Consider the following 18,703-nt stretch of genomic DNA (forward strand, 5'->3'; position numbering starts at 1 on the left):
GGCGGCCATCGCCGTCTCGTCCAGGACGATGTGCACGCTGCCGCTCACCGGCCGCCCGCCTGTGCCAGGCGCCGGTCCAGCTCGCTGTCCAGGTCCCGCTGCTCGGCCGCGCTCGGCGCGTACCCGTTCCACGCCTCAAGCACGGCACGGGCCTTCTCGGCCTGCTCGGCGCGCTCGGCCGGGGTCAGCAAGGTGTCGGCGAGGTGCGCGAGGTAGGCGCGCAGTGACATCTTCTCGCCCGCGGCAATCGCCGCCAAGCGCTCCTTGGCCTCTTCGGGGATTCTGATGTTCGCGTCCGGCATCGTGGTGCTCCTTCCCATAACCACAGGGTACGTACCCGTACCCGTACCCGCTGCGTGCTGGCCACGACCGCCAGAGATTCGACCAGGGCGGGCTGCTGCGGGGCGCAGACGCGTCCGTCAGCGCTGTCTTCCCGTGCACCGGCATTCGTGATCCCCTGTGGATCAGGGGGTGGGAAGCGGTGGACAAAGCAGCCTTTACCAGCACGGCAGGATCGGCACAAAGGTCTTCGCGTACGAGACCGACGACGAGCCCTGGTGGCGCCGCGACAAGATCCCGCTGATCTGCGCGTTCTGTATGACGCCGGTGGTCTCCCAGCGCACCACAGTGGGCCGCGCTCCCCGGGGCGCGCTGTTCCGGCTCACTGCGGACCGGCAGCACGAGGACACCTGCCCCCTCAACCCCACCGAAGTCCTGCAGAAGATCGCGCACGGATCCCAGGGCGTGGCCGTCATCGAAGGCGACGAACTGCACCTGGTGCTGCCCGACGACCCGGGCCAATTCGGCGCCGCCACACCCGTCATCGATGCCGACTCCCCTGCCCCCGTCAAACGGGTCAACATGGACATCTCCACGGTGCGGCCGCTGCTGCCCCCAGTGATCAATAGCGCGGTCGTCATCGCCCGGTTCCTGCAGAAACACGACTTCGACGACGAGGTGGTCGCCCAGTTCAAGGTGCGCCGCCCCGGAGAGACCAAGGCGGTGGACTGGGGCGAGTTCTGCCACGGTCCGCTGCCCGGCGACCAGGCCCGCCTGTACGCACGTCTGACCGGCGGGATGAAGCCCGGGTACCCGGTAGCCGTCTACGGCCGTGTCACCGCTGTCGAGCACGACAGCCAGGACCGGCCGGTCCTCCGGCTCGCCGACGGGCACGGCTTCACCGTACGCGTCCGGTCCGAACACGCCAGCCTCCTCGCCCCGCTCACGGTCGGAGCCTTTGTCCTGGCCGTCGGCGTCTGGAAGGTCTGGACACCCCGCAGGGGCAGGCCCGAGCTCCAGATGTTCGCCGAAAAACACTGGCAGCTCGCGCACTGGACCTACGACGCCGCCACCGGCCCGAGCAGCCCGCCCGCCTGCCCACCGCCGCTCTCCCTCGCCCAGCGTGTCCTGCGGCAGACCCGCGCGGCAGCCACCCGCAAGCCCGCACCGCGGCGGGCTGCCGCCCCCTCCCCCCGGCCGCGGCCCAGCGCACCGCCACCAACCGCTCCCCTGCCAGTCCACGCCCCACCCACGGCGGCGATGCCGACGTCTGCGGTCTCTCCCGCTGCGCCCATGCCGACGTCCCCGCCCGGTCCGGGTGTACCGGATCCGGTACCACCTCACCCCACGCCCCCGGCACGCCCGCCTCTACCGCCACAACCAGCTGCCCCGCCCCGCAGCCGCACCCGTCGGAGCTGGTGGCCATTCGGCCGTCGACGCTGAACCACAAGCACTATCTCGCCCCGGACGACTGATCCCGGGACAGCCACCCGCCAACGCGCCACGCCCGCCGCGCGCAACTCCCCGAAGGCGACGGCCCCGGCTTGAGGAACCGGCGCGACGGGAGTCGAGTTTGCCGACCTGCGGCGGCGCAAATTGTTTTATCGGCAGATGCCGGACGCCAACCTATCCAGCCAACTGGAAAACGTCTTGATCTCATCCATTCAACGGGATTAGGCCAGACCGAAAACGTGGTGGCGCTCGACGAGTTGCCACCGGTAGCGTTCACCGGGTAGGAACAAGTGTTCGAGTATAAAAGGGGATCTGATGAGGCTTGCTCGTCGCGTTTCTTCGATCGGGGCAGCGCTCGGTATTTCTGCATCCGCTCTACTTTTCTCATCTGCGGCGCCGTCGAACGCGGCGGCCACCGCCGACCCGTGCGCAGGGAAGTCTGAGACGTTCGTCATCAAGACCTACACGAGGAACTTCCAGGCTGTCCCGTTGCGCTGCGGGACGTCGACTTGGGGATATCGCCACCTTGCCGCGAAGCATGGCTTCGAGGACAGTCAGATCGCCAATACGGTAGCCCGGGGGAGCCAGAGCTTCGGGTTCTACTACACCAACCTGAGCCAGTGCCCGCCGATGGCGTTCAAGGTCGTGTTCAACGATGGTGCGCTGGGTGGAACCGGGGTTCGGCCGCAGGGCATCATCACCGCGTACTACCAGCCGGGGCACATCACCTCGATAGCCCACACCAAGAACCCTTCCGCCTGCTAGGGTAAATTCATGGAACAAGTCACTGTCCCCGCCGGTTTTCAGTCCGCGTTGTCGGAAAGCTTCGGCGGGGCAGGAGACCCGGAATTTAGACTTTCGGAAATATCTCTTTACGGCGACGCCGAAAAGCTCACGCTGTCGATGCATGTGTCTGTGACAGTGCATAGCGGAGGCAGGGAGAAATGGATCCTGCGTCTGGATATTTCCGGAAGTGATGCCGATGCGGCCCGCGCTGATGCGCCAGCAGAAGCCTATCGCTGGTTGACCCTCATGGTTCAGGCCAATGTGATCGAGTGGTGGCACACTCGGAAGACCGCGCCTAACATTCCGGAAATTCCTCGCAGGATAGGGTGACCAGGCACCCGCAGCGGCCCGCGATAGCAGGCGACAGACTTCTGAATATACGTCCCGCTGTTTTCTTCACCGGCTGGTTGCTGACTCCAAGGCCGATCTGGTTGCCGCGGCCGAGACCTTGCCGCCGGATCCCGCGACCGCGCGGGAGGAGAGCGGCATCTGGAAGACCGACGGCGCCCCTGCCAGGGCCATCGGCCACCCGCTGGACCGAGAGCGAAGAACACGTCCGCTCCGCATAGCGCGGCCTGGTCCAGGCCCGCCAGGAACACCCCCGCACCGGAAACTGACCCCGTACGCGTGACGGCCCCGATCAGACACATTCTGCTTCGGGGCCGTCCCGCGTACGGGCAGAGGGTGCCGGGCCCGGGGAGTCAGCTGGCGTCGGGGCGCCGGCCGACGAGCTCGGTGAGCAGGTTGATGATCTGGGTCTGGTTGCGGTTCATCTGCTGGCCAAGAGGTTCAAGACGGCCGTCGAGACAGTCCGCCTTCTGGTCCAGGTTGCCGACCTGGAGACGTACCGCGGTGAGGTCGGACTTGATGATCCCGAACTCTCGGTCGTGCTTCTCAGCGACCTCTTCGAAGCGTCGCGTCAGGGCAGCGAGCTCGCTGTGGGCGATGGGGCCCTCGGGCACGCGGGTACTCCTGCCAGATCACGAAACCGCAGATAAGAAGACTGCACAATATCGCGCCCGTACTTCCGCACGACGTCTGTTCCGTCGTCCTCCCCTGCAGCTGAATGTGGCCCGCGATGCGTCGACGGCGAGGCCGGCCTGGCCGCCATGGGACCTTCCCAAGTCGCCTCGCCCAGTGCGGCCTCTCCGGCCCCTTCCTCACCCGATGGGGTCACGGCCCGCTGTGGCGCCTTGATCCAGCGGCTCGCCGCAGGCTTGGATGTGCCCGGGCTCGTGAACGCCCGGCCGCGTGAAGCAGAAGCCCCCGCAGCTCTTCACCGAGGACCGGCCAGAGGCATCACCACGCGTACGACACGGCCAGCGCATCTCACCCAAGCGCCTCGCCGCCGGGGGCCGGTCCGGCGCGGAACAGCAACTACGATGCCTCAGGCCGCCCTGGCCCTCACCGAAGACCGCCGCCGCAGCACCGGCGAGTCCCATCAAGCGCTCCACGCATTCCTCACGGATGCCGACCAGCCGCTCACCATCCCTTCGGCCCGACACCCGGAACAGGCACAGCTGGAGGCCGCGCTCTTCCTCGCCTGGTGCAAGATCGGCGGGCTCTCGCCGCACCCGCTGGGCATCGTCCAGGTGCGTCCCGCACAGGACCAGCTCACCCTCCGCCTCCTTGCCGAGCCGTACGTCATCCACTATTGGGCCGAGTACCTCCTGCCCCGCCTGAACACCGACTGCCCCAGCGATCCCCGCGACGCTGTCTCCGGCGTGCCCGGGCTGCGCTACCGCCGCGAAGGCAGCAGCATCTGCCTGTACCGCCCCGGGATGCCGGCCCGCATTGACCTGACCGGCTTCAACCCCCGCTGGTGGGAACGCATCGCCGACCGGTTCGCCACCAACTACTACGACCTGCTCCAAGACGAGCCGGACTGGACACCAACAGAACGAGCCGCCTACACCGCGGCCGTGACATCGCCCTTCGAGCCGGCCTCACTGTTCTCGCCCCTGCTGCGCCGCATCCGTGCAACCGCCGGACCCGGCCCGATCAACGGCACCGACGCATGGAGCTCCATCGGCGGCTTCAGGCTGGAGACGACCGACGGCCCGCCGTGCCCCGACCTCATCCGGCTCCTCGGTGACGGCCCCACCGGACTGGGCTGGAAAGTCGATCACAAGAGGTGCACCTGCCTGTGCGACCACACCCACACCGACATCGGCTGCACCATCGACTTCCGGGAACCCGGCACAGGAGACCTCGTGTACTACTCCAACACCAAGTGGGGCCGCACATTCGACGACCGCCGACGCCGGACCATCACCGAGATGAACAACACGGCCTTCAGCTGAAGCTGATGAGGATCGGCGAAAACGGCCAGGCCCGCTCCCGATTCCCCACTTGGTTGCGCGTGCATCGAAGGCCGGAGTCGCCCGTCTCCGTAGGGTCAGGGCCGGCCCGGTCGGTCAAGGGCGCCTGCGGCGTCGCTGCGCGATGGGCTCCGCCCACCCTGTCTCAGAGCCAGGGCCACGAGCACCCATCCCCTCGGGGTCTCCGGGCCGGCCTGGAAGATCCTCGTCGTGCTTCTGGGCAATCGCCAAGACTGTCACTGCTCCCGCGTTCAACGAAACCACGTTCCCGTCTCCTGCCGCCGTCGGCCAGGTCGCCACCGGCTCCGTTCATGAGCAGCGCTGCCTGACGACCGCGCTCCACCACGCCCGGGAACGGTTCCGGGCGCGGTCCGAACGGGACGTCCCGGAGAGGCTTGCCAGGTTCTGTTGTAACTATTACTGTTGCTTCAAGGCAAGGGAGGTGCGGCGTGAGCGCCAACAGCAGACTGACGATCGCGGCACACGCCCTGACCTGGATCGGGCTCTATCAGCGCCGTGGCCATGAGGTTGCCACCTCCGAGCAGATCGCGACGAGCGTCAACACCAATCCGGTGGTGATCCGCCGCTTGCTGGCCGAACTGCGCAAGGCCGGACTGGTCGACTCGCGGCGAGGCGCGGGGGCCGGCTGGATGCTCTCGCGAGACCTGGCGGACATCACCCTTCTCGATGTCTACGAGGCGGTCGAGGTGGGGCCGATCTTCGCCCTGCATCGCTCGACCCCCGACCCGGAGTGCGTCGTGGGTCACGGCATCGGGCCGGCGATGACCGCTGTCTACGACGAGATCGAAGCGGCCCTCCGCAAGGAGCTGGCGAGAACGACGCTGGAAGACGTCCTGCGGGACGTCCTCAAAGCAACCTGATCCGACCGCTCCCCTTTGCGGGGATGTTTTTCCGCCCATAAATGTAACAAAGATGGTTACCTCTAGGACTGGAGAACGACATGGGACTGCTGGAGCACAAGACCGCCCTGGTGACCGGTGCATCGACCGGCATCGGCCTCGCCACCGCCCGCCGGTTCGCCGCAGAGGGGGCGACCGTCTACCTCACCGGCCGCCGCAAGGCCGAACTGGACGCTGCCGTCGCACTGGTCGGCCCGCGCGGCATCGGCATCCAGAGCGACGCGTCGAATCTGGACGACCTCGACCGGCTGTTCGCCGAGATCACCGAGCGCAGCGGCCGGCTGGACATCGTCCTGGCCAACGCCGGCGTCGGGGACTACGGCCCACTGGGGGAGATCACCGAAGAGGAATACGAGCGCACCACCTCCATCAACTTCAAGGGCACCGTCTTCACCGTCCAAAAGGCCCTGCCGCTGCTGTCGGCCGGAGCCTCGGTGATCCTGCTCTCCTCCAGCGCCGCGCTACGAGCGGCTCCGGGCCTCGGCGTCTACGCCGCCACAAAGGCCGCGATCCGGAGCCTGGCGCGTACCTGGGCTGCCGAGCTGGCCGATCGCGGGATCCGGGTCAACGCCCTGACTCCCGGTCCCGTCGAGACCCCCGGGGCCGACGAGCTGCGGGCCGCCATGCCGCAAGGTGGGCAGTCTGCGGCGGCCGAGCATGCCGCACCGACCCCCCTCGGTCGCGTCGGCCGACCCGGGGAGGTCGCCGCCACCGCCCTCTACCTCGCGGCCGACCAGAGCTCGTTCACCACCGGTGCCGAACTCTTCGTCGACGGCGGCGCAACCCAACTCTGACGCAGCCTCGGCGACTCGCGGCCCTGTGACGACGCCCCGGCGTCTGCCCAAGCGGCAGCCCCTGCAGGGCCGGAGGACCGTGGACAGGTCCCTTGGACAGCCCGGTCCGACCCGAAGTGCTGCTGACTGACGGGCGACTCCGGAGCCCTGACGCTCCATCGCAGGTCAACGCTCTGAGGGTGGGGAGATCAAGTGAGCAGGTCTGTCCCGCACCCCGAGCACAGGGTGGGGAATTTCAACGAGCCCTATCATCGTCGTCCCGGACTCCGTTTCTGACGGTCCGCTGACGCCTGTTGCGGTCACGGCACTGGGCTGGGGCACGAAGCTGTTCCTGAGAGGCGCGCCGCCGGGTCACTTGATCGCAGCGCTACCAGCGCCGGGTGATATCTCAGTTATCGCGGGCCTCATCCAGCGCCTCGATCTCTGACGGGCGGGAGTGAGGCACCGCTGTTGGGCGAGCCGTCGTACTGGCGTGAGTTCGACGATCCCTCGCCCGCGATCAGCAGCTGAGCGGGCGAGTTCGCGCGGTCTTCACTGCCAGATGGCGAGGTCACCGCCCGGCGTGCACACCACGCGCAGGTTGTTCGGGCCGGTGATGTTCCAGACTTCGAAGTGGGGGCCGGGCCGCGACGGTGAGCCGGGCGCGCTTGTCGAACTCCACGACCAGGCGCCCGTCCTTGAAGGCGGTCACGTCGGTGACCGTCATGCCGAACAGTCCCAGGGCGGCGGCTAACGCCTGCCGCTCGGGAACGAGCGGCGTCGCCGGGCCGCCGCCTTCCTCTTCGAGTGCGGCGTCGGCTTCTACGCTGACCCAGGCGTCTTCGCCCAGCCGCAGGCACAGCTGGTGGTCCACCCGCAACTGGCTGACGGCGAGGCCGGCGAGCGGAAGCCGCCAGCGGTCATCAAGTTCTACTACGTCGGATCGCGTCACGCGGACACGGTGTCACAGGCACGACACGGTCCTTCTCCGCAGCGTCTCCCTCGGGCCTTGTGGGCGACACCGACATCAGGAACCGTCAGCGCATGAGTGACATCGTCCAAGCCGTCGCCGCACTGCTCTCACACCAGCAGACCGCCACCCTCGGCCACGGCCTTCGAGCGTGAACACCGACAACGACACGCACCTCGACGGGCCATGGCCCACCATGCACGAGGTCCTTAGCGGCGTTCGTCGGTGCCGGCGACCTTGCCGGTGCTCAGGGCGAGGCGGTTCCAGGTGTTGATCGTGAAGATGACGGCGAGGACGTGGGCGAGTTCGGTCTCGTCGAACTGGGAGGCGGCTTGTGCGTACACCTCGTCCTGGACGCCGTCGGCCGCGACCAGTGTCACCGCTTCGGTCAGTGCGAGAGCGGCTTGTTCCTTGGCGGAGAAGTGGTGCTTGGCCTCGTGCCAGACCGCAACCATGTGCAGCCGCAGGTCGTCCTCGCCCGCCTTGCGGGCGTCGCTGACATGCATGTGGAGGCAGTAGGCGCAGCCGTTGAGTTGGGAGGAACGGATCTGGATCAGCTCGACCAGTGCGGGGTCCAGGCCCTCGCGGGCGGCGGCGTCGAAACCGATGAGGGCCTTGAACGCCTTGGGTGCGGCGGCGGCGAAGTTGACTCGGGGGGCGATGGCGTTCGTCATGATCACTAATGTAGAGAGTCCACAGACCGCTGGAGGGGTGCATTCAGATGCCTGGATCTTGGGTCAATTCCGCCGAGCGCATCGGTGCCGACCTGCACCTCGAGCTGGCCGCGACCGGACCGCGCCGCGCTGCGCTCGCGCAGGCACTGCGTGAGGCGGTCCAGGACGGGCGGCTGGGTGCGGGGGTCCGGCTGCCGCCCTACCGGTCGCTTGCGGCCGACCTTGGCCTCGCGCGGAACACGGTCGCCGATGCCTACGCGGAACTGGTCGCCGAGGGCTGGTTGACCGCCCGCCAGGGTTCGGGCACCCGGGTCGCGGAGCGCGCCGTACCGGCCAAGCCGGCCCGCCTGCCCAAGAAGGCGGCACCCGGTTCCAGCGCCCCCGCCCACAATCTGATGCAGGGGCAGCCGGATGCCTCCTCGTTCCCGAGGAACGCGTGGTCGGTCTCGACCCGTCGTGCGCTCACCGCCGCGCCCAGCGACGCCTTCGGGCCGGGCGACCCCCAGGGCCGGATCGAACTGCGAAAGGCGCTCGCGGACTACCTCGCCCGCGTCCGAGGGGTTCGGACCGGCCCGGACCGCATCGTGATCTGCTCGGGCTTTTCCGACGCGCTGCGCCTGTTGTTCGGCGGCGGCGTCCTGCGCGGCACGCTGGCGGTCGAGGCGTACGGCCTGGCGTTCCACCGGGCCCTGCTGGCAGCCGAAGGCGTACGGACGGTACCGCTCGGCCTGGACGACCACGGCACGAGGACCGAGGAACTGGCCGGACATCGCGGTGTTCGCTCTGCGCTGCTGACCCCGGCCCACCAGTTCCCCGTCGGGGGGCCTCTCGACCCGGCACGGCGCAACGCGGCGGTCGACTGGGCGCGCGCCCAAAGCAGCGTGGTGATCGAGGACGACTACGACGGGGAGTTCCGGTACGACCGCGAACCGGTCGGTGCGGTCCAGGCGCTGGACCCCGACCACGTGCTGTACGTCGGGTCGGCCAGCAAGAGTGTGTCGACCGCGCTTCGGCTGGGCTGGATGGTGCTGCCGGAACGGCTGGTCGATCCCGTCCTGGCGACGAAGGGTCAGCGCGAGCGCTGGACCAGCGTGGTTGACCAGCTCACCTTCGCGGACCTGATCACCTCCGGGGCCTACGACCGGCACATCCGGCAGATGCGCCAGCGCTACCGTGACCGCCGCAACCGCTTGGCCGCCGCGCTCGCCGAGCAGACGCCGCACATCGAGGTCACCGGGATCGCCGCAGGTCTGCACGCGGTGCTGCGCCTGCCGCCGGGCACCGAGACCTCCACGGTGAAGGCCGCCTCCTGGACGGGCCTCGCGCTCGACGGCCTCGCCGGCTACCGCCACCCCGACGCCGCGACGGTCCCGTTCGACGGCCTGGTCGTCGGCTACGCCACGCCGCCGGACCACGCCTACGCCGCCGCCCTCGACGCGCTCTGCCAGATCCTTCCACCCAGGCCGTGAGCATCGGGGCACAAACGCAGCCGTACGCCGACACCGCACCCGGCACGCCGGACGCGGACAGCACGACCAACTCCTGCTGTCCACCCTGGCCGCCAAGGACGACGAACTCCAGCGGCTGTCAGTTGAGTGTGACCACGGGGTAGGCCTCCCTGGCGCTGTTCTTGGTTACCTCGAACCTCACTTGCGCGCCCTCCGGGCGCTTCGCGAGATCCGAGTTCAGCTGGTCGATGCCGCGGTCGAGATGCGTACCGCCTCCGTACGTGCCCTTGCTGTCGATGAAGTCGAGGGTGTCAGCCCGCTCCAACCCAGCCTTGGCGGCAGGTCCGTTCGGGTCCAGTTCCACCATCTTGACGCCGACGATGTCTCCGCAGGCGCCCGAGCAGCCGTCGCCGAGGTTTCGGCCTTGGTGATGCCAAGCCTGGGAACGGAGCCCGATGGGGCCTGGACCGTGACGCTGTGGGAGGTGGCAACGGAAGTGGCTTGGGCGGGGGCGATCAGCAGGGCCATGCCGCATGACGCGACAACGGCCAGGGCAGCGGCATGACGCAAACGCAGGGTCACGGCTCATCCGATCTGTCGACCCCGATCCGTCTTGACCAGGTGCCCACTCACCCTGGCTCATCGGCCCGACCGCCCACAATGCGCACCACCCGTACGGCCGGTGGCACCGCACGACCATCTTTCACACCCCTGAACTCACGCCGCCCGAACCCCTCGCTCGCCCCCGTTGCACTGTATTGGCGTGATGGTGTGCAGTGCCCGATTCAGCTGCCGGTCACCGCTGCGGCTGATCCGGTGCCGGTTGGTCAGTCCGGAGAACGCGGGGATCGGTGCGACACCGGCAAGGCGGCGAACGCGACTTCGGAGCGGAAGCGCCTGGAGTGCGACCAGCTGAGCGGCTGTGATGGGGTCGACGACGGCGTTGTCGACGTGGCGGCGCGGGATGACCAGGGTGTGCCCGGCGGTCACCCCGCCGCGCGGCACGATCGCGATCGCGTCGTCCGTCCCATGCGCGCACCACGGTGGCGGGCTCGGTGCCCGCGATGAACCGGCAGAACCCGCACGTGGCGCCCACGGTGGGGTCGCGGTGGACCAGCGGACGCCCGATATGCCGGTGCACCACCTCGACGTCCGCGCCGTGTTCGCGAAGCCACGAAGCGACGGCTTCGGCAACAGCCGGGGCACGGTGGCGGCCATACCAACAGTGCACGTCCAGGTGGACCGGCCCGCCGTCGACACGACCCTCGCGCACCACCAGGACGTCGCTGCCGGCACCTTCGATCAGAGCGGCAGCACCCGGAGTCGCAAGGACGTGATCGCGTACGGCCGGATCGAGTCCCGTCAGCGGGACCAGGCCCCGGGTGATGGCGTGCGCAGCCGGATCCCACAACGTGCCGGACACATCGAGCTTGAGCACCGGCCCGTCAAGGCGGGGCGGGTCACTCCAGCGGGCACCGTACGAGGTGACAACGATCTGGGGCGTTGCAGACACGGGACCTCCGGGAAGGGAGCCAGGGCCCCGGCTGCACGGGGGCCTTGGCGCGTCGGCAGACCCATGTCCTGTGAGCCATGATCTGGGACAAGACGCCGTTCCAAACCGCATCGCCGTAAGGGCACGGCCCTGTCTCGCAGAACGCGATCAACCAAGGAGTGGCCCTCACCCGGCAGGCGCGGGCCACCACCGTTGCACGGAACGCCCGGGTCAGAATTGCTGGATGCCTTGCCAGTTGATGAACCAGTTGTTCGCCTGGGCGAACGCCACGTCGAGCTCCTGGTCCTCGTCCTTCGCATCCCGGAAATTGGCGCGCAGGTAGATACGGAAGCCGGTGTGGGTGGCTTGGTAGACACACTGGGCGCCGTTGGAGTCCCACATGCGGCTGTCACCGCCCAGCGAGGCGGTGTAGGTGGGGATGTCCTGGCTGGGGATGAAGCCACCGACGGTGGTGTCGATGTCGATGTAGATCGCGTAGTCGGTCGTCTGGCCGTTGCTGTCGACGTACTGCTGCCAGCCGGAACCTGCGGCGGTGCGGCCTGCGGCAGTGATGTTGGGCATGCTGGGCCTTTCTCACGGAAGGCGGCTGCCCGCGGATGGAGGACAGCCGCCGCGACCGGGACAGTGCAGTCGACGACAGATCGTCCGCCGCCGTTGCACTCCGAGCATGCCGATACCCCATACCTCATCTCAACACATCAGCATATAAACACCCGAAAAGGGTGAAGTTCTCCAGCTGGAAGGCCAGTTACCGAGCCGAGATGAGGCAGACACGCCTCGTCCCGGCCCAGCCGCTCGGCGAGCCCGCCGCGGCCCACGGGTCTCCACAGACGAGCACCCGCAGGCCGGGGACACGCTCGGCCAGGGCCTTCATCTCCAGCCCGGCGCACAGCAGGGAACACGAGCACGAAGCGCGGGGCGCCCCTTCCATCGCGGGTGCGGTCGCCATTCACAGGGGGCAGCCCACTTGTTCGAGGACCGCGGCGACACCAACCGCGGGCACAGGGCGCCGGCTTGACATCGACATCAGGACGTTCCTCTTGGCCGGGCCGACCCGACCGTCGACCACGCCGGAAAGGCTGCCCACCGGCGGCGGCTCCAGCAGTTGTCCGTCCGCATCGCTGCCCACTCCTACTGGCGCACCCCGGCCGGGGCCACACCCAGCGCGCGGATGGCACTGAAGAACCTCGTACGACCCACACCGGCACCGGCAGATCGGCATGAGTGCTCGCCACCTCACCGAAACCCAGACACGCCTCACCCGCGCCGCCCGGAACTGGGTCACCGACCACGGCGAAGCACCCTCGGTCCGCGAACTCGCCGCAGCCGTCGGCCTGTCCAGCACGTCGTCGGTCGCCTACCAGCTCAAGCAGCTCAACGCCCTGAAAGTGGTGGTCGAAGACACGCGGCCACCGCCGCGCGGACCGCTGCCCACACTGCCGACGCTTACCCCGGCCGCCATCGACCGCGCAACAGCGCCTTCCACGGAATGGCCGGGACACACCACGGGCGCGGCTCCCGAGAGCGACCGGCAGCGACCGAGACCGGGAACAGGGCCCGCGTCTGCGGTCGCGCTGTGGTGTCCGGCCGTCGGTCCTGAAGTGCCTTCACCATGTTGGCGATCAGACGTTCACGGTCAGCGGGCGTGGTCCGGCGCAGCACCGTGGTGAACTCCCCGACCGCCGTGTCGACGTCCCCGGCCACGAACGCGGCATCGCACCGGTCGACAGCCGCCTGCGCACCAACAGGACGATCACTCCTGCTCATCTCTCCCCCTCCGTCTCGAGCCTGGAAGCAGACCGCGATGCCGCCGACCAGGCGCCGCGCTTTTGTCGTTCACAGCGTCGCCGTCCATCCGCTCCGGGACAGCGTGGTGACGCCGTCGGGGGTCACCACTACCCGGGCCCCGTAGACGGGCAAGCCGCCGTCCACGTTCAACCAGTTGCGGATCTTCTCCAGCTGATCCCACAGACGGCGCGGGCCGCCCTGGTGAACTTGGGGAACCCCGTAGGTCCCCGTGGCGGTGGCCCGCGCCCAAGAGCCGTCCTCGTGGACCAGATACACGGTGCGCGTCTCGCCGTCGTGGTCCTGGCGGTGGTCGATCCCGGGGGCGATCAGTTCGAGCATGGACCGCACATCCCACGTGTCCGGCACATACAGCAGTGGGTAGCGGCTGGTGGTGATGTCGCCGTCGGCTTGCCGGGCGTGTGCGAACAGGTCGTTCAGGGCGGGCTTGTCGTCGTAGTCGGCGCCGTGGCGGGTCCGCATGAACGAGGCCGTGTCAATGGAGGTGAGTCCGCTCGCGCCGCCGTCTTCGGTCTTGTCCGCGACAACGATCAGGCCGGTACCGGCGATCGTCGTCACCAACCGCCCGCCCGGCCGCAAGGCCACCAGCCACGACGCGGGGATGTGCCGGACGGCGACGGTGGACACGATGCGGTCGTACGTCCCCGGCAGAGGGCCGGTGAGGTCACAGACCACCGTGCGGGGGTGCAGGCCGATCGAGTCGCAACGCTCGGTCGCGGCCTTCACGAGATAGGGGTCGACGTCCACGGAGGTGACGTGCTGATCCCCCAGACGCCGGCAGGCAAGCGCCGTGCCGTACCCCGAACCTGTGGTGACCAGGACATCGCAGTCGTCCGTGATCATCGCGTGCCGGTACATCGCCACCACCAGCGAGGGCAGCGTGGAGGACGACGTGGGCCATGTGCCGGGCGGGACGATCTGGCCGGGTGCGGCCTGATCGGCGTGCAGCGGCCCCAGCCGCGTGACCAAGGTGTCGTTGCTGTAGGCCGCGTTCAGCCACCGTTCAACGTCTTCGGGACCGTCACGAACGACCCGGCCGTCGTCGACCCACTCCCACCAGCGCGGCACGAACAGGTGCCGGGGCGTGGAGGCGAGCGGGTCATGCCAGCGGGAAGCGGGGTGGACCGTGTCGGCCGCGAGAGCGCGGGCGTGGGTTTCCCAGTTCAAGGCGCCGTTCCCTTCCGTGTGGTCATTTCGCCGGGTCGCATGCCCCACCGCCGGTTTGGGGGTCGCACCCGCTGTCGTTGGTGGGATGGCAGTCCGGAGCGCAGGGGTCCACGCCCGGAGAGGGCATGCACGAGTCCTCGTCGGGGGTACAGCCACACCCTTGGCGCGGCGGGATCAACTCCTTCACCCGGGCCCACCCTTCGCCGCCGAAGACCTCCGCCAGATTCTTCTCCTTCACCGACCCTGCGGGCAGAAAACGCCCCAGTACGCAGGGAGTTACCGTGCCATCCGGCATGATGGCCGCCGTCCCGTGAGCGCATTTCCCGCACAGCTGCGACGCGGACGGGAGGAGAATCTTCGCGGCGTTGCCCACGGCGCGGACACGGTCGATGTGGACACCGGTGACCCCGAGGGCTTCGAGTTCGGCGCGGGCTTCTTCGACGCGCTGCTTGTCGGACACGTCCACGATGCCCACCCGGACGGTAATCCCCCGGCGCAGGGCCTCGGCGATGTTCGCGCGGGTGGCGGCGTGGCTGCCTTCGCGGCCGGTGACGGCATCGTGCCCGTCGTCGGTGACGCAGTAGTACGACGTCGCCAGACTGACGCCGTCGCGCTCGAACAGCTTCCAGTGCGCGAGTCGGACCTTGTACAGGTTGCTGTAGACCTCCACACCGAGACCCAGACACAGGGCATGCTCGACCAGCTCGGCGAACTGCGGGTGCAGAGTCGGCTCACCGCCGATCAACTGGACCTTCTCGACGCCGATCACGGCAGCCTCGGCCAGCACCCGCATCCAGTCACCGCCGGTCATGCTGCCGTGGCCCTTGGTGGGACCGGCCTCGGCGTAGCAGTGCGAGGAACACGTGAGCTGGCAGCGGCCGGTGATCTCCAACTCAAGGAACGACGGGATCGTGGCGACCGGCTCGGCAGTTGTGGCCATGGCGTCAACCTCCTTTGTGAGAAGCGAGTTGTGCGTGCGCGGTTCAGGTGATGGCGAGCACTTGCGTCGGCCCCAAGCTCCCGGTCACGTGGATGAGTGCTGGAAGGTTCGGCCCGTGGTCCGGCGGGACGGCCGGGGCCACGGAGCTCAAGGGGGGCGGCTTCCACAGCGGCAGGTACGCGGCCCGCCGTCCGGCTGCTCGGCCACAGAGGCCGAAGCGGGATCTTCGGAGGCGGTCGACGGCCGGTTGATGTCGTGGTTGATGGTGGCGGCGTAGCCGGTCAGGCCGAGCGCGTTGCCGACGATGAGGACCAGTCCGACCGTGGTGCCGCCGGGTAACCGGCCAGGCAGCTCGGGCCTGCGGTGCGCGCTCACCGTCTGCCCCCGGGTGCGTGGGCTGTCAGCGGCGGCATGAGGCAGTCGGGGTCGGTGGTCCACTCCTGGCCGCCCGCAGGGTCCGGGCGCAGCCACGCCAGCCCGTCCGGGTAGAAGGCCACCAGGCGGCCAGTGCGGCCGTGGGCCGTGTCGTACACCAGGGAGCCCAGGGCCGTGACCGGCTGCCATGCTGCTTCGATGAACGCGGGCCGCCGTCCGGCCCATTTGGCGAGTTCGGCCCACGTTTCGGTACGGGTCGCGAGCATGGGCCGCGTGTAGGTGATCAGACCGCGTGCCCGCCCGGCCTCCATCGCTTCCCGCGCCACCTTGCGGAAGGGGCGGCGCCCCGAGCCTGTCAGGCGGCCGGTCAGCTCCGCCCGCACCCCATAGCCGTAGCGCGCGGCGAACTCCCGGCACGGGAGCAGGTAGGGCTCCGGGTTGGTGTCGTCGTCGGGGAGCGCCAGGTAGATGATGACCGGCACCCGGCCGAGGCCGGTCACTGCCCGGCTCCAGGCTGCTCCAGGGCCATCCCGAGGAGCTGGCGGGTGCAGCGGGCCAGTACCTGGGCGTGGACACAGGCAGCGGCCCGGTGGTTGCCGGGGCCTTTGTCGAGTTCCGCCCGTACCTCGGCCACGACCTCCTGCCAGCCGGGAGCGCACCGGTCCTCCACCACGGGGACGAGCAGCGCGATGTGGCCGCGCAGCAGTTCCAGCCACTCCTCCACCATCTCCGGGTCGGGGAGACCTGCGCGGGGGGCGAGGATTCGGGCCACGGTGTCCGTGATGGCCTCGTGGTCGACCGGGATTGGGTTGCTCGCGGTGGTGGTCGGCAGAGCGGTGGGTGAGCGGCGCGTCATGGGGTGCCTCTTCGCGACAGTAGGTAGCGGGGCGGTGCCCAGAGAACGGCGTGACAGGGGGCGGGGGGAAGGAACTTCTGCTGAACTTCGCGGCCTTGGGACTGGCGTGCGGGCAACCCGGCGGCCAAGGGCGGTGTGTTCTGTGCAGGCCGGGGCGGGAGCAGCCCGTCTTTGGGGAGGGTGTGGAACTTTTGCTGAACTTGCGCTCATCTGACCGGGCAGGGGACTGTCCTGCCGGGCGGGCGCTGCGACACTGGCCGGCGTGATGGAACTCAACGGAAAACCCGCTGACCTTGAGGCTGTGAAGGCCCTCGCGCTGGTGCCCTACAGCCACTTCACCTCTATGCGTGTGGACGACCGGCGTGTACGCGGTCTGTCCCTGCACCTGGAGCGCCTCGGGCGGGACTGCCGCGCGGTGTTCAGCCAGCAGCTCGACCTCGACCAGGTCCGTGGATTCGTCCGCCGTGCCGTCGAGGGCACCAGCGGCTCGTTCATCGTCCGTGTGACCGTCTTCGACCCCGCGCTGGACATGGGTCACCCCGGCAAGACGTCGGCCCCCAGCATCCTGGTGACCACGCGCCCGGCTGGGTCCCTGCCGATGCCTCCGATGCGCGTCAAGGCCGTCCCGTACATCCGCGACGTGGCGACGGTCAAGCACGTGGGCCTGTTCGGCGCGCTCCACGCACGGCGCACCGCGCAGCTCGACGGCTTCGACGACGCGCTGTTCTACGGGCCCGATGACCTGGTGTCCGAAGGCGGCACATGGAACGTGGGGTTCATCGACGACGACGGCGCCATCGTGTGGCCCAAGCACGATGTCCTGCCCGGGGTGACGATGGCGCTGCTCCAGCAGCAGCACGAACACGTCACGGCCCCCGTGACGGTGGAGGCGGCGCGCGGTATGCAAGCCGCGTTCGCGACGAACACGAGTATCGGGGTGCGCGCGATCTCGGCGATCGAGGACACCGTGCTGCCCACCGAGCACCCGGTGCTCGCAGCCATGCGGGAGGGCTACTTGGCCCTGCCGGGCGAGGAAGTCTAGGAGCCGGGATGGTTGTCCGGTGGACCGGACGCGAGACGCGCGTATTACGCCTCGCCCAGCGGATGACGGTCCGCACGTTCGCAGCGGCCATCGGCGTCAGCGACCGCATGGTGTCCAAGTGGGAGAAGGGCGGGGCCACCGTCGAGCCACGCCCGGCCAACCAGGCCGCTTTGGACACCATGCTCGCGCTGGCGGACAAGGCGGTACAGGAGCGGTTCGCCACGCTCATCACCGAACAGGCCGCCGCCACTGCCGATCCGCGCACCGAAACCCTGCTGTCCGCCGACACCCGCATCTACCGCACCCACCCCGTCGACGGGAAGGTCATGGTGCAGGTCGAGGAGGGCATCTACCTCGCCGGACCCGATGACGAGCCGGTGTGGCTGTCCGGCTTCTGGATCGACGTCTTCCCGACCACGAACGCCGACTACGCCCGCTACCTCACGGCCACCAGCCACACCTCGCCCCGGCACTGGAGTCCCGAAGGGCACTCCCCCGAGGCCTTGTTCGACCATCCCGTGGTCTGGGTGGACTGGCACGACGCCACCGCGTACGCACGGTGGGCCCACAAGACGCTGCCGACGAGCGCGCAGTGGGAGAAAGCGGCGCGCGGCCCCAAGGGCAGCACCTACCCGTGGGGCGAGGCGGCCACGGCCGCCAAGGCCAACGTCCGTGAGTCCGGGATCACCAGCACCACCCCGGTCTCCCGGTACCGCAGCGGAGCGAGCCCGTACGGCGTCTACGACCTGTGCGGCAACACCTGGGAATGGACCTCCAGCCAGACCAGGCCCGGCCGCTACGAACTCAAGGGCAGCGCCTTCACCAGCCCGTTCGAACAAGCCGCACCGTCCGCGTTCAACGACGCCTGCGCCACGATGGCCGACGACGACACCGGCTTCCGCTGCGCCGCCCTCGCCGTCCCGCCCGGCGCGTAACCGTCCGCCGCCAAGACCGCGAGAACGACCGCGGTGTGCCCGACCAGCGGAATACAAACATCCGGAAGGTGTCCCAGAGCGTCCAAAACTGTCCAAGATCGTCCAAAACTCTTCCCCGGCTGCCCGGCGCCGACCGAGACTCCGCTGGTGGGCGCGCGCCCTGTCCGTCTCTGTTCGATCTGTTCTCGCAGCGAAGGAGCTCATGATGTCCACCGCCACCGCGGAGACCACGCTCGACAAGACCCAGCTGGACGACCTCTTCGATCTGGACATCCAGATCGAAGTCAAGAAGACCGACGGCGAGCTCGGCTTCACCTCCTGGGGGTGCAGCCTGAGCTGTTCGTGCTTCCAGCCCACGTTCTGCTGCTGACGTTCCGCGCCCGACCCCGGCAGATGCTCGACCGCACGGGGCCGGCGGCTCAAGCCGCCGGCCCCGTGCCCCGTGT

General features: G+C 68.9%; 22 protein-coding genes and 3 pseudogenes. 11 read left to right on the forward strand and 14 right to left on the reverse strand.

What is annotated here, in order from left to right; translation table 11 throughout:
• Positions 1 to 44: 44 nt before the first annotated feature.
• Positions 45 to 302, reverse strand: a complete 258-nt coding sequence (locus BG418_RS22540; protein WP_188275828.1) for a hypothetical protein — start codon at positions 300 to 302, stop codon at positions 45 to 47.
• A 169-nt stretch (positions 303 to 471) separates the two neighbouring features.
• Here BG418_RS22540 and BG418_RS22545 point away from each other — a divergent pair, with 169 nt between their 5' ends.
• The 3 genes from BG418_RS22545 (at position 472) to BG418_RS22555 (ending at position 2,847) form a co-directional block, all read left to right on the forward strand.
• Positions 472 to 1,722: a hypothetical protein gene (locus BG418_RS22545; protein ID WP_223185304.1), complete on the forward strand. Its 1,251-nt coding sequence runs from the start codon at positions 472 to 474 to the stop codon at positions 1,720 to 1,722.
• 324 nt (positions 1,723 to 2,046) lie between these two features.
• A complete protein-coding gene (locus BG418_RS22550; protein ID WP_188275782.1) occupies positions 2,047 to 2,496 on the forward strand; it encodes a hypothetical protein in 450 nt (149 codons plus the stop codon).
• A gap of 9 nt (positions 2,497 to 2,505) precedes the next feature.
• A complete protein-coding gene (locus tag BG418_RS22555; RefSeq protein ID WP_188275783.1) occupies positions 2,506 to 2,847 on the forward strand; it encodes a hypothetical protein in 342 nt (113 codons plus the stop codon).
• 371 nt (positions 2,848 to 3,218) lie between these two features.
• Here the strand turns inward: BG418_RS22555 and BG418_RS22560 are convergent, their stop codons facing one another.
• Positions 3,219 to 3,479, reverse strand: a complete 261-nt coding sequence (locus BG418_RS22560; RefSeq protein WP_188275784.1) for a hypothetical protein — start codon at positions 3,477 to 3,479, stop codon at positions 3,219 to 3,221.
• Between the two features lie 420 nt (positions 3,480 to 3,899).
• Between BG418_RS22560 and BG418_RS22565 the strand changes: the two genes are divergently transcribed.
• From BG418_RS22565 to BG418_RS22575, 3 genes are all read left to right on the forward strand, one after another.
• On the forward strand, positions 3,900 to 4,820 hold the full coding sequence (locus BG418_RS22565) for a hypothetical protein (protein WP_188275785.1): 921 nt from the start codon (positions 3,900 to 3,902) through the stop codon (positions 4,818 to 4,820).
• A gap of 467 nt (positions 4,821 to 5,287) precedes the next feature.
• Positions 5,288 to 5,719 carry an Rrf2 family transcriptional regulator gene (locus BG418_RS22570; RefSeq protein ID WP_188275786.1) on the forward strand — a complete coding sequence of 144 codons (432 nt, stop codon included), beginning with the start codon at positions 5,288 to 5,290 and terminating at the stop codon, positions 5,717 to 5,719.
• An 80-nt stretch (positions 5,720 to 5,799) separates the two neighbouring features.
• Positions 5,800 to 6,552: an SDR family NAD(P)-dependent oxidoreductase gene (locus tag BG418_RS22575; RefSeq protein WP_188275787.1), complete on the forward strand. Its 753-nt coding sequence runs from the start codon at positions 5,800 to 5,802 to the stop codon at positions 6,550 to 6,552.
• A gap of 616 nt (positions 6,553 to 7,168) precedes the next feature.
• On the opposite strand, the pseudogene BG418_RS22580 reads toward BG418_RS22575, so the two are convergent.
• Positions 7,169 to 7,483 (reverse strand): annotated as a pseudogene (locus BG418_RS22580) (DUF6188 family protein); the annotation flags it as partial.
• A gap of 227 nt (positions 7,484 to 7,710) precedes the next feature.
• Positions 7,711 to 8,175, reverse strand: a complete 465-nt coding sequence (locus BG418_RS22585) for a carboxymuconolactone decarboxylase family protein (RefSeq protein ID WP_188275789.1) — start codon at positions 8,173 to 8,175, stop codon at positions 7,711 to 7,713.
• A 47-nt stretch (positions 8,176 to 8,222) separates the two neighbouring features.
• Between BG418_RS22585 and BG418_RS22590 the strand changes: the two genes are divergently transcribed.
• Positions 8,223 to 9,644: a PLP-dependent aminotransferase family protein gene (locus BG418_RS22590; protein ID WP_188275790.1), complete on the forward strand. Its 1,422-nt coding sequence runs from the start codon at positions 8,223 to 8,225 to the stop codon at positions 9,642 to 9,644.
• Positions 9,645 to 9,762: 118 nt separating this feature from the next.
• On the opposite strand, the gene BG418_RS22595 is transcribed toward BG418_RS22590, so the two are convergent.
• From BG418_RS22595 to BG418_RS22610, 4 genes and pseudogenes are all read right to left on the reverse strand, one after another.
• A complete protein-coding gene (locus BG418_RS22595; RefSeq protein WP_188275791.1) occupies positions 9,763 to 9,990 on the reverse strand; it encodes a hypothetical protein in 228 nt (75 codons plus the stop codon).
• A 350-nt stretch (positions 9,991 to 10,340) separates the two neighbouring features.
• Positions 10,341 to 10,841 (reverse strand): transposase, encoded by a 501-nt coding sequence (locus BG418_RS40025; protein ID WP_398999855.1) that lies wholly within the window; start codon positions 10,839 to 10,841, stop codon positions 10,341 to 10,343.
• Positions 10,762 to 11,247 (reverse strand): annotated as a pseudogene (locus BG418_RS22605) (hypothetical protein); the annotation flags it as partial. The gene BG418_RS40025 and the pseudogene BG418_RS22605, both read right to left, overlap by 80 nt.
• Positions 11,248 to 11,346: 99 nt before the next feature.
• Positions 11,347 to 11,697, reverse strand: a complete 351-nt coding sequence (locus BG418_RS22610; RefSeq protein ID WP_188275793.1) for a hypothetical protein — start codon at positions 11,695 to 11,697, stop codon at positions 11,347 to 11,349.
• Positions 11,698 to 12,356: 659 nt separating this feature from the next.
• Between BG418_RS22610 and BG418_RS40030 the strand changes: the two are divergent.
• Positions 12,357 to 12,542 (forward strand): annotated as a pseudogene (locus BG418_RS40030) (hypothetical protein); the annotation flags it as partial.
• Positions 12,543 to 12,582: 40 nt separating this feature from the next.
• Here BG418_RS40030 and BG418_RS40035 read toward each other — a convergent pair.
• The 6 genes from BG418_RS40035 to BG418_RS22640 form a co-directional block, all read right to left on the reverse strand.
• Positions 12,583 to 12,903 (reverse strand): hypothetical protein, encoded by a 321-nt coding sequence (locus BG418_RS40035; RefSeq protein ID WP_223185305.1) that lies wholly within the window; start codon positions 12,901 to 12,903, stop codon positions 12,583 to 12,585.
• Between the two features lie 69 nt (positions 12,904 to 12,972).
• Positions 12,973 to 14,109, reverse strand: a complete 1,137-nt coding sequence (locus BG418_RS22620) for a methyltransferase domain-containing protein (protein WP_188275795.1) — start codon at positions 14,107 to 14,109, stop codon at positions 12,973 to 12,975.
• Positions 14,110 to 14,131: 22 nt separating this feature from the next.
• Complete coding sequence (locus BG418_RS22625) at positions 14,132 to 15,049, reverse strand: radical SAM/SPASM domain-containing protein (RefSeq protein ID WP_188275796.1); 918 nt, start codon at positions 15,047 to 15,049, stop codon at positions 14,132 to 14,134.
• Positions 15,050 to 15,196: 147 nt separating this feature from the next.
• Complete coding sequence (locus BG418_RS22630) at positions 15,197 to 15,424, reverse strand: hypothetical protein (RefSeq protein ID WP_188275797.1); 228 nt, start codon at positions 15,422 to 15,424, stop codon at positions 15,197 to 15,199.
• A complete protein-coding gene (locus BG418_RS22635; protein ID WP_188275798.1) occupies positions 15,421 to 15,924 on the reverse strand; it encodes a hypothetical protein in 504 nt (167 codons plus the stop codon). The genes BG418_RS22630 and BG418_RS22635 overlap by 4 nt, the downstream gene beginning before the upstream one ends.
• Entirely contained in the window at positions 15,921 to 16,280 is a 360-nt protein-coding gene (locus BG418_RS22640) for a DUF6415 family natural product biosynthesis protein (protein WP_188275799.1), read from the reverse strand. The genes BG418_RS22635 and BG418_RS22640 overlap by 4 nt, the downstream gene beginning before the upstream one ends.
• 265 nt (positions 16,281 to 16,545) lie before the next feature.
• Between BG418_RS22640 and BG418_RS22645 the strand changes: the two genes are divergently transcribed.
• From BG418_RS22645 to BG418_RS22655, 3 genes are all read left to right on the forward strand, one after another.
• Complete coding sequence (locus BG418_RS22645; protein ID WP_188275830.1) at positions 16,546 to 17,322, forward strand: aminotransferase class IV family protein; 777 nt, start codon at positions 16,546 to 16,548, stop codon at positions 17,320 to 17,322.
• An 8-nt stretch (positions 17,323 to 17,330) separates the two neighbouring features.
• Entirely contained in the window at positions 17,331 to 18,257 is a 927-nt protein-coding gene (locus BG418_RS22650; protein ID WP_223185292.1) for an SUMF1/EgtB/PvdO family nonheme iron enzyme, read from the forward strand.
• Positions 18,258 to 18,462: 205 nt separating this feature from the next.
• Complete coding sequence (locus BG418_RS22655; RefSeq protein WP_188275800.1) at positions 18,463 to 18,627, forward strand: FDLD family class I lanthipeptide; 165 nt, start codon at positions 18,463 to 18,465, stop codon at positions 18,625 to 18,627.
• The last annotated feature ends 76 nt before the right edge of the window (positions 18,628 to 18,703 follow it).

Source organism: Streptomyces sp. CBMA152, assembly GCF_014596475.1.
Taxonomy (GTDB): Bacteria; Actinomycetota; Actinomycetes; order Streptomycetales; family Streptomycetaceae; genus Streptomyces.

What these genes read in the sequence shown, in the direction of transcription:
- BG418_RS22540 (WP_188275828.1), bottom strand. Translation starts at nt 302, where the DNA reads ATGCCGGACGCGAACATCAGAATCCCCGAAGAGGCCAAGGAGCGCTTG.
- BG418_RS22550 (WP_188275782.1), top strand. Translation starts at nt 2,047, where the DNA reads ATGAGGCTTGCTCGTCGCGTTTCTTCGATCGGGGCAGCGCTCGGTATT.
- BG418_RS22555 (WP_188275783.1), top strand. Translation starts at nt 2,506, where the DNA reads ATGGAACAAGTCACTGTCCCCGCCGGTTTTCAGTCCGCGTTGTCGGAA.
- BG418_RS22565 (WP_188275785.1), top strand. Translation starts at nt 3,900, where the DNA reads ATGCCTCAGGCCGCCCTGGCCCTCACCGAAGACCGCCGCCGCAGCACC.
- BG418_RS22575 (WP_188275787.1), top strand. Translation starts at nt 5,800, where the DNA reads ATGGGACTGCTGGAGCACAAGACCGCCCTGGTGACCGGTGCATCGACC.
- BG418_RS22585 (WP_188275789.1), bottom strand. Translation starts at nt 8,175, where the DNA reads ATGACGAACGCCATCGCCCCCCGAGTCAACTTCGCCGCCGCCGCACCC.
- BG418_RS22590 (WP_188275790.1), top strand. Translation starts at nt 8,223, where the DNA reads ATGCCTGGATCTTGGGTCAATTCCGCCGAGCGCATCGGTGCCGACCTG.
- BG418_RS22595 (WP_188275791.1), bottom strand. Translation starts at nt 9,990, where the DNA reads ATGGTGGAACTGGACCCGAACGGACCTGCCGCCAAGGCTGGGTTGGAG.
- BG418_RS40025 (WP_398999855.1), bottom strand. Translation starts at nt 10,841, where the DNA reads ATGGCCGCCACCGTGCCCCGGCTGTTGCCGAAGCCGTCGCTTCGTGGC.
- BG418_RS22610 (WP_188275793.1), bottom strand. Translation starts at nt 11,697, where the DNA reads ATGCCCAACATCACTGCCGCAGGCCGCACCGCCGCAGGTTCCGGCTGG.
- BG418_RS40035 (WP_223185305.1), bottom strand. Translation starts at nt 12,903, where the DNA reads ATGAGCAGGAGTGATCGTCCTGTTGGTGCGCAGGCGGCTGTCGACCGG.
- BG418_RS22625 (WP_188275796.1), bottom strand. Translation starts at nt 15,049, where the DNA reads ATGGCCACAACTGCCGAGCCGGTCGCCACGATCCCGTCGTTCCTTGAG.
- BG418_RS22640 (WP_188275799.1), bottom strand. Translation starts at nt 16,280, where the DNA reads ATGACGCGCCGCTCACCCACCGCTCTGCCGACCACCACCGCGAGCAAC.
- BG418_RS22645 (WP_188275830.1), top strand. Translation starts at nt 16,546, where the DNA reads ATGGAACTCAACGGAAAACCCGCTGACCTTGAGGCTGTGAAGGCCCTC.
- BG418_RS22650 (WP_223185292.1), top strand. Translation starts at nt 17,331, where the DNA reads ATGGTTGTCCGGTGGACCGGACGCGAGACGCGCGTATTACGCCTCGCC.
- BG418_RS22655 (WP_188275800.1), top strand. Translation starts at nt 18,463, where the DNA reads ATGTCCACCGCCACCGCGGAGACCACGCTCGACAAGACCCAGCTGGAC.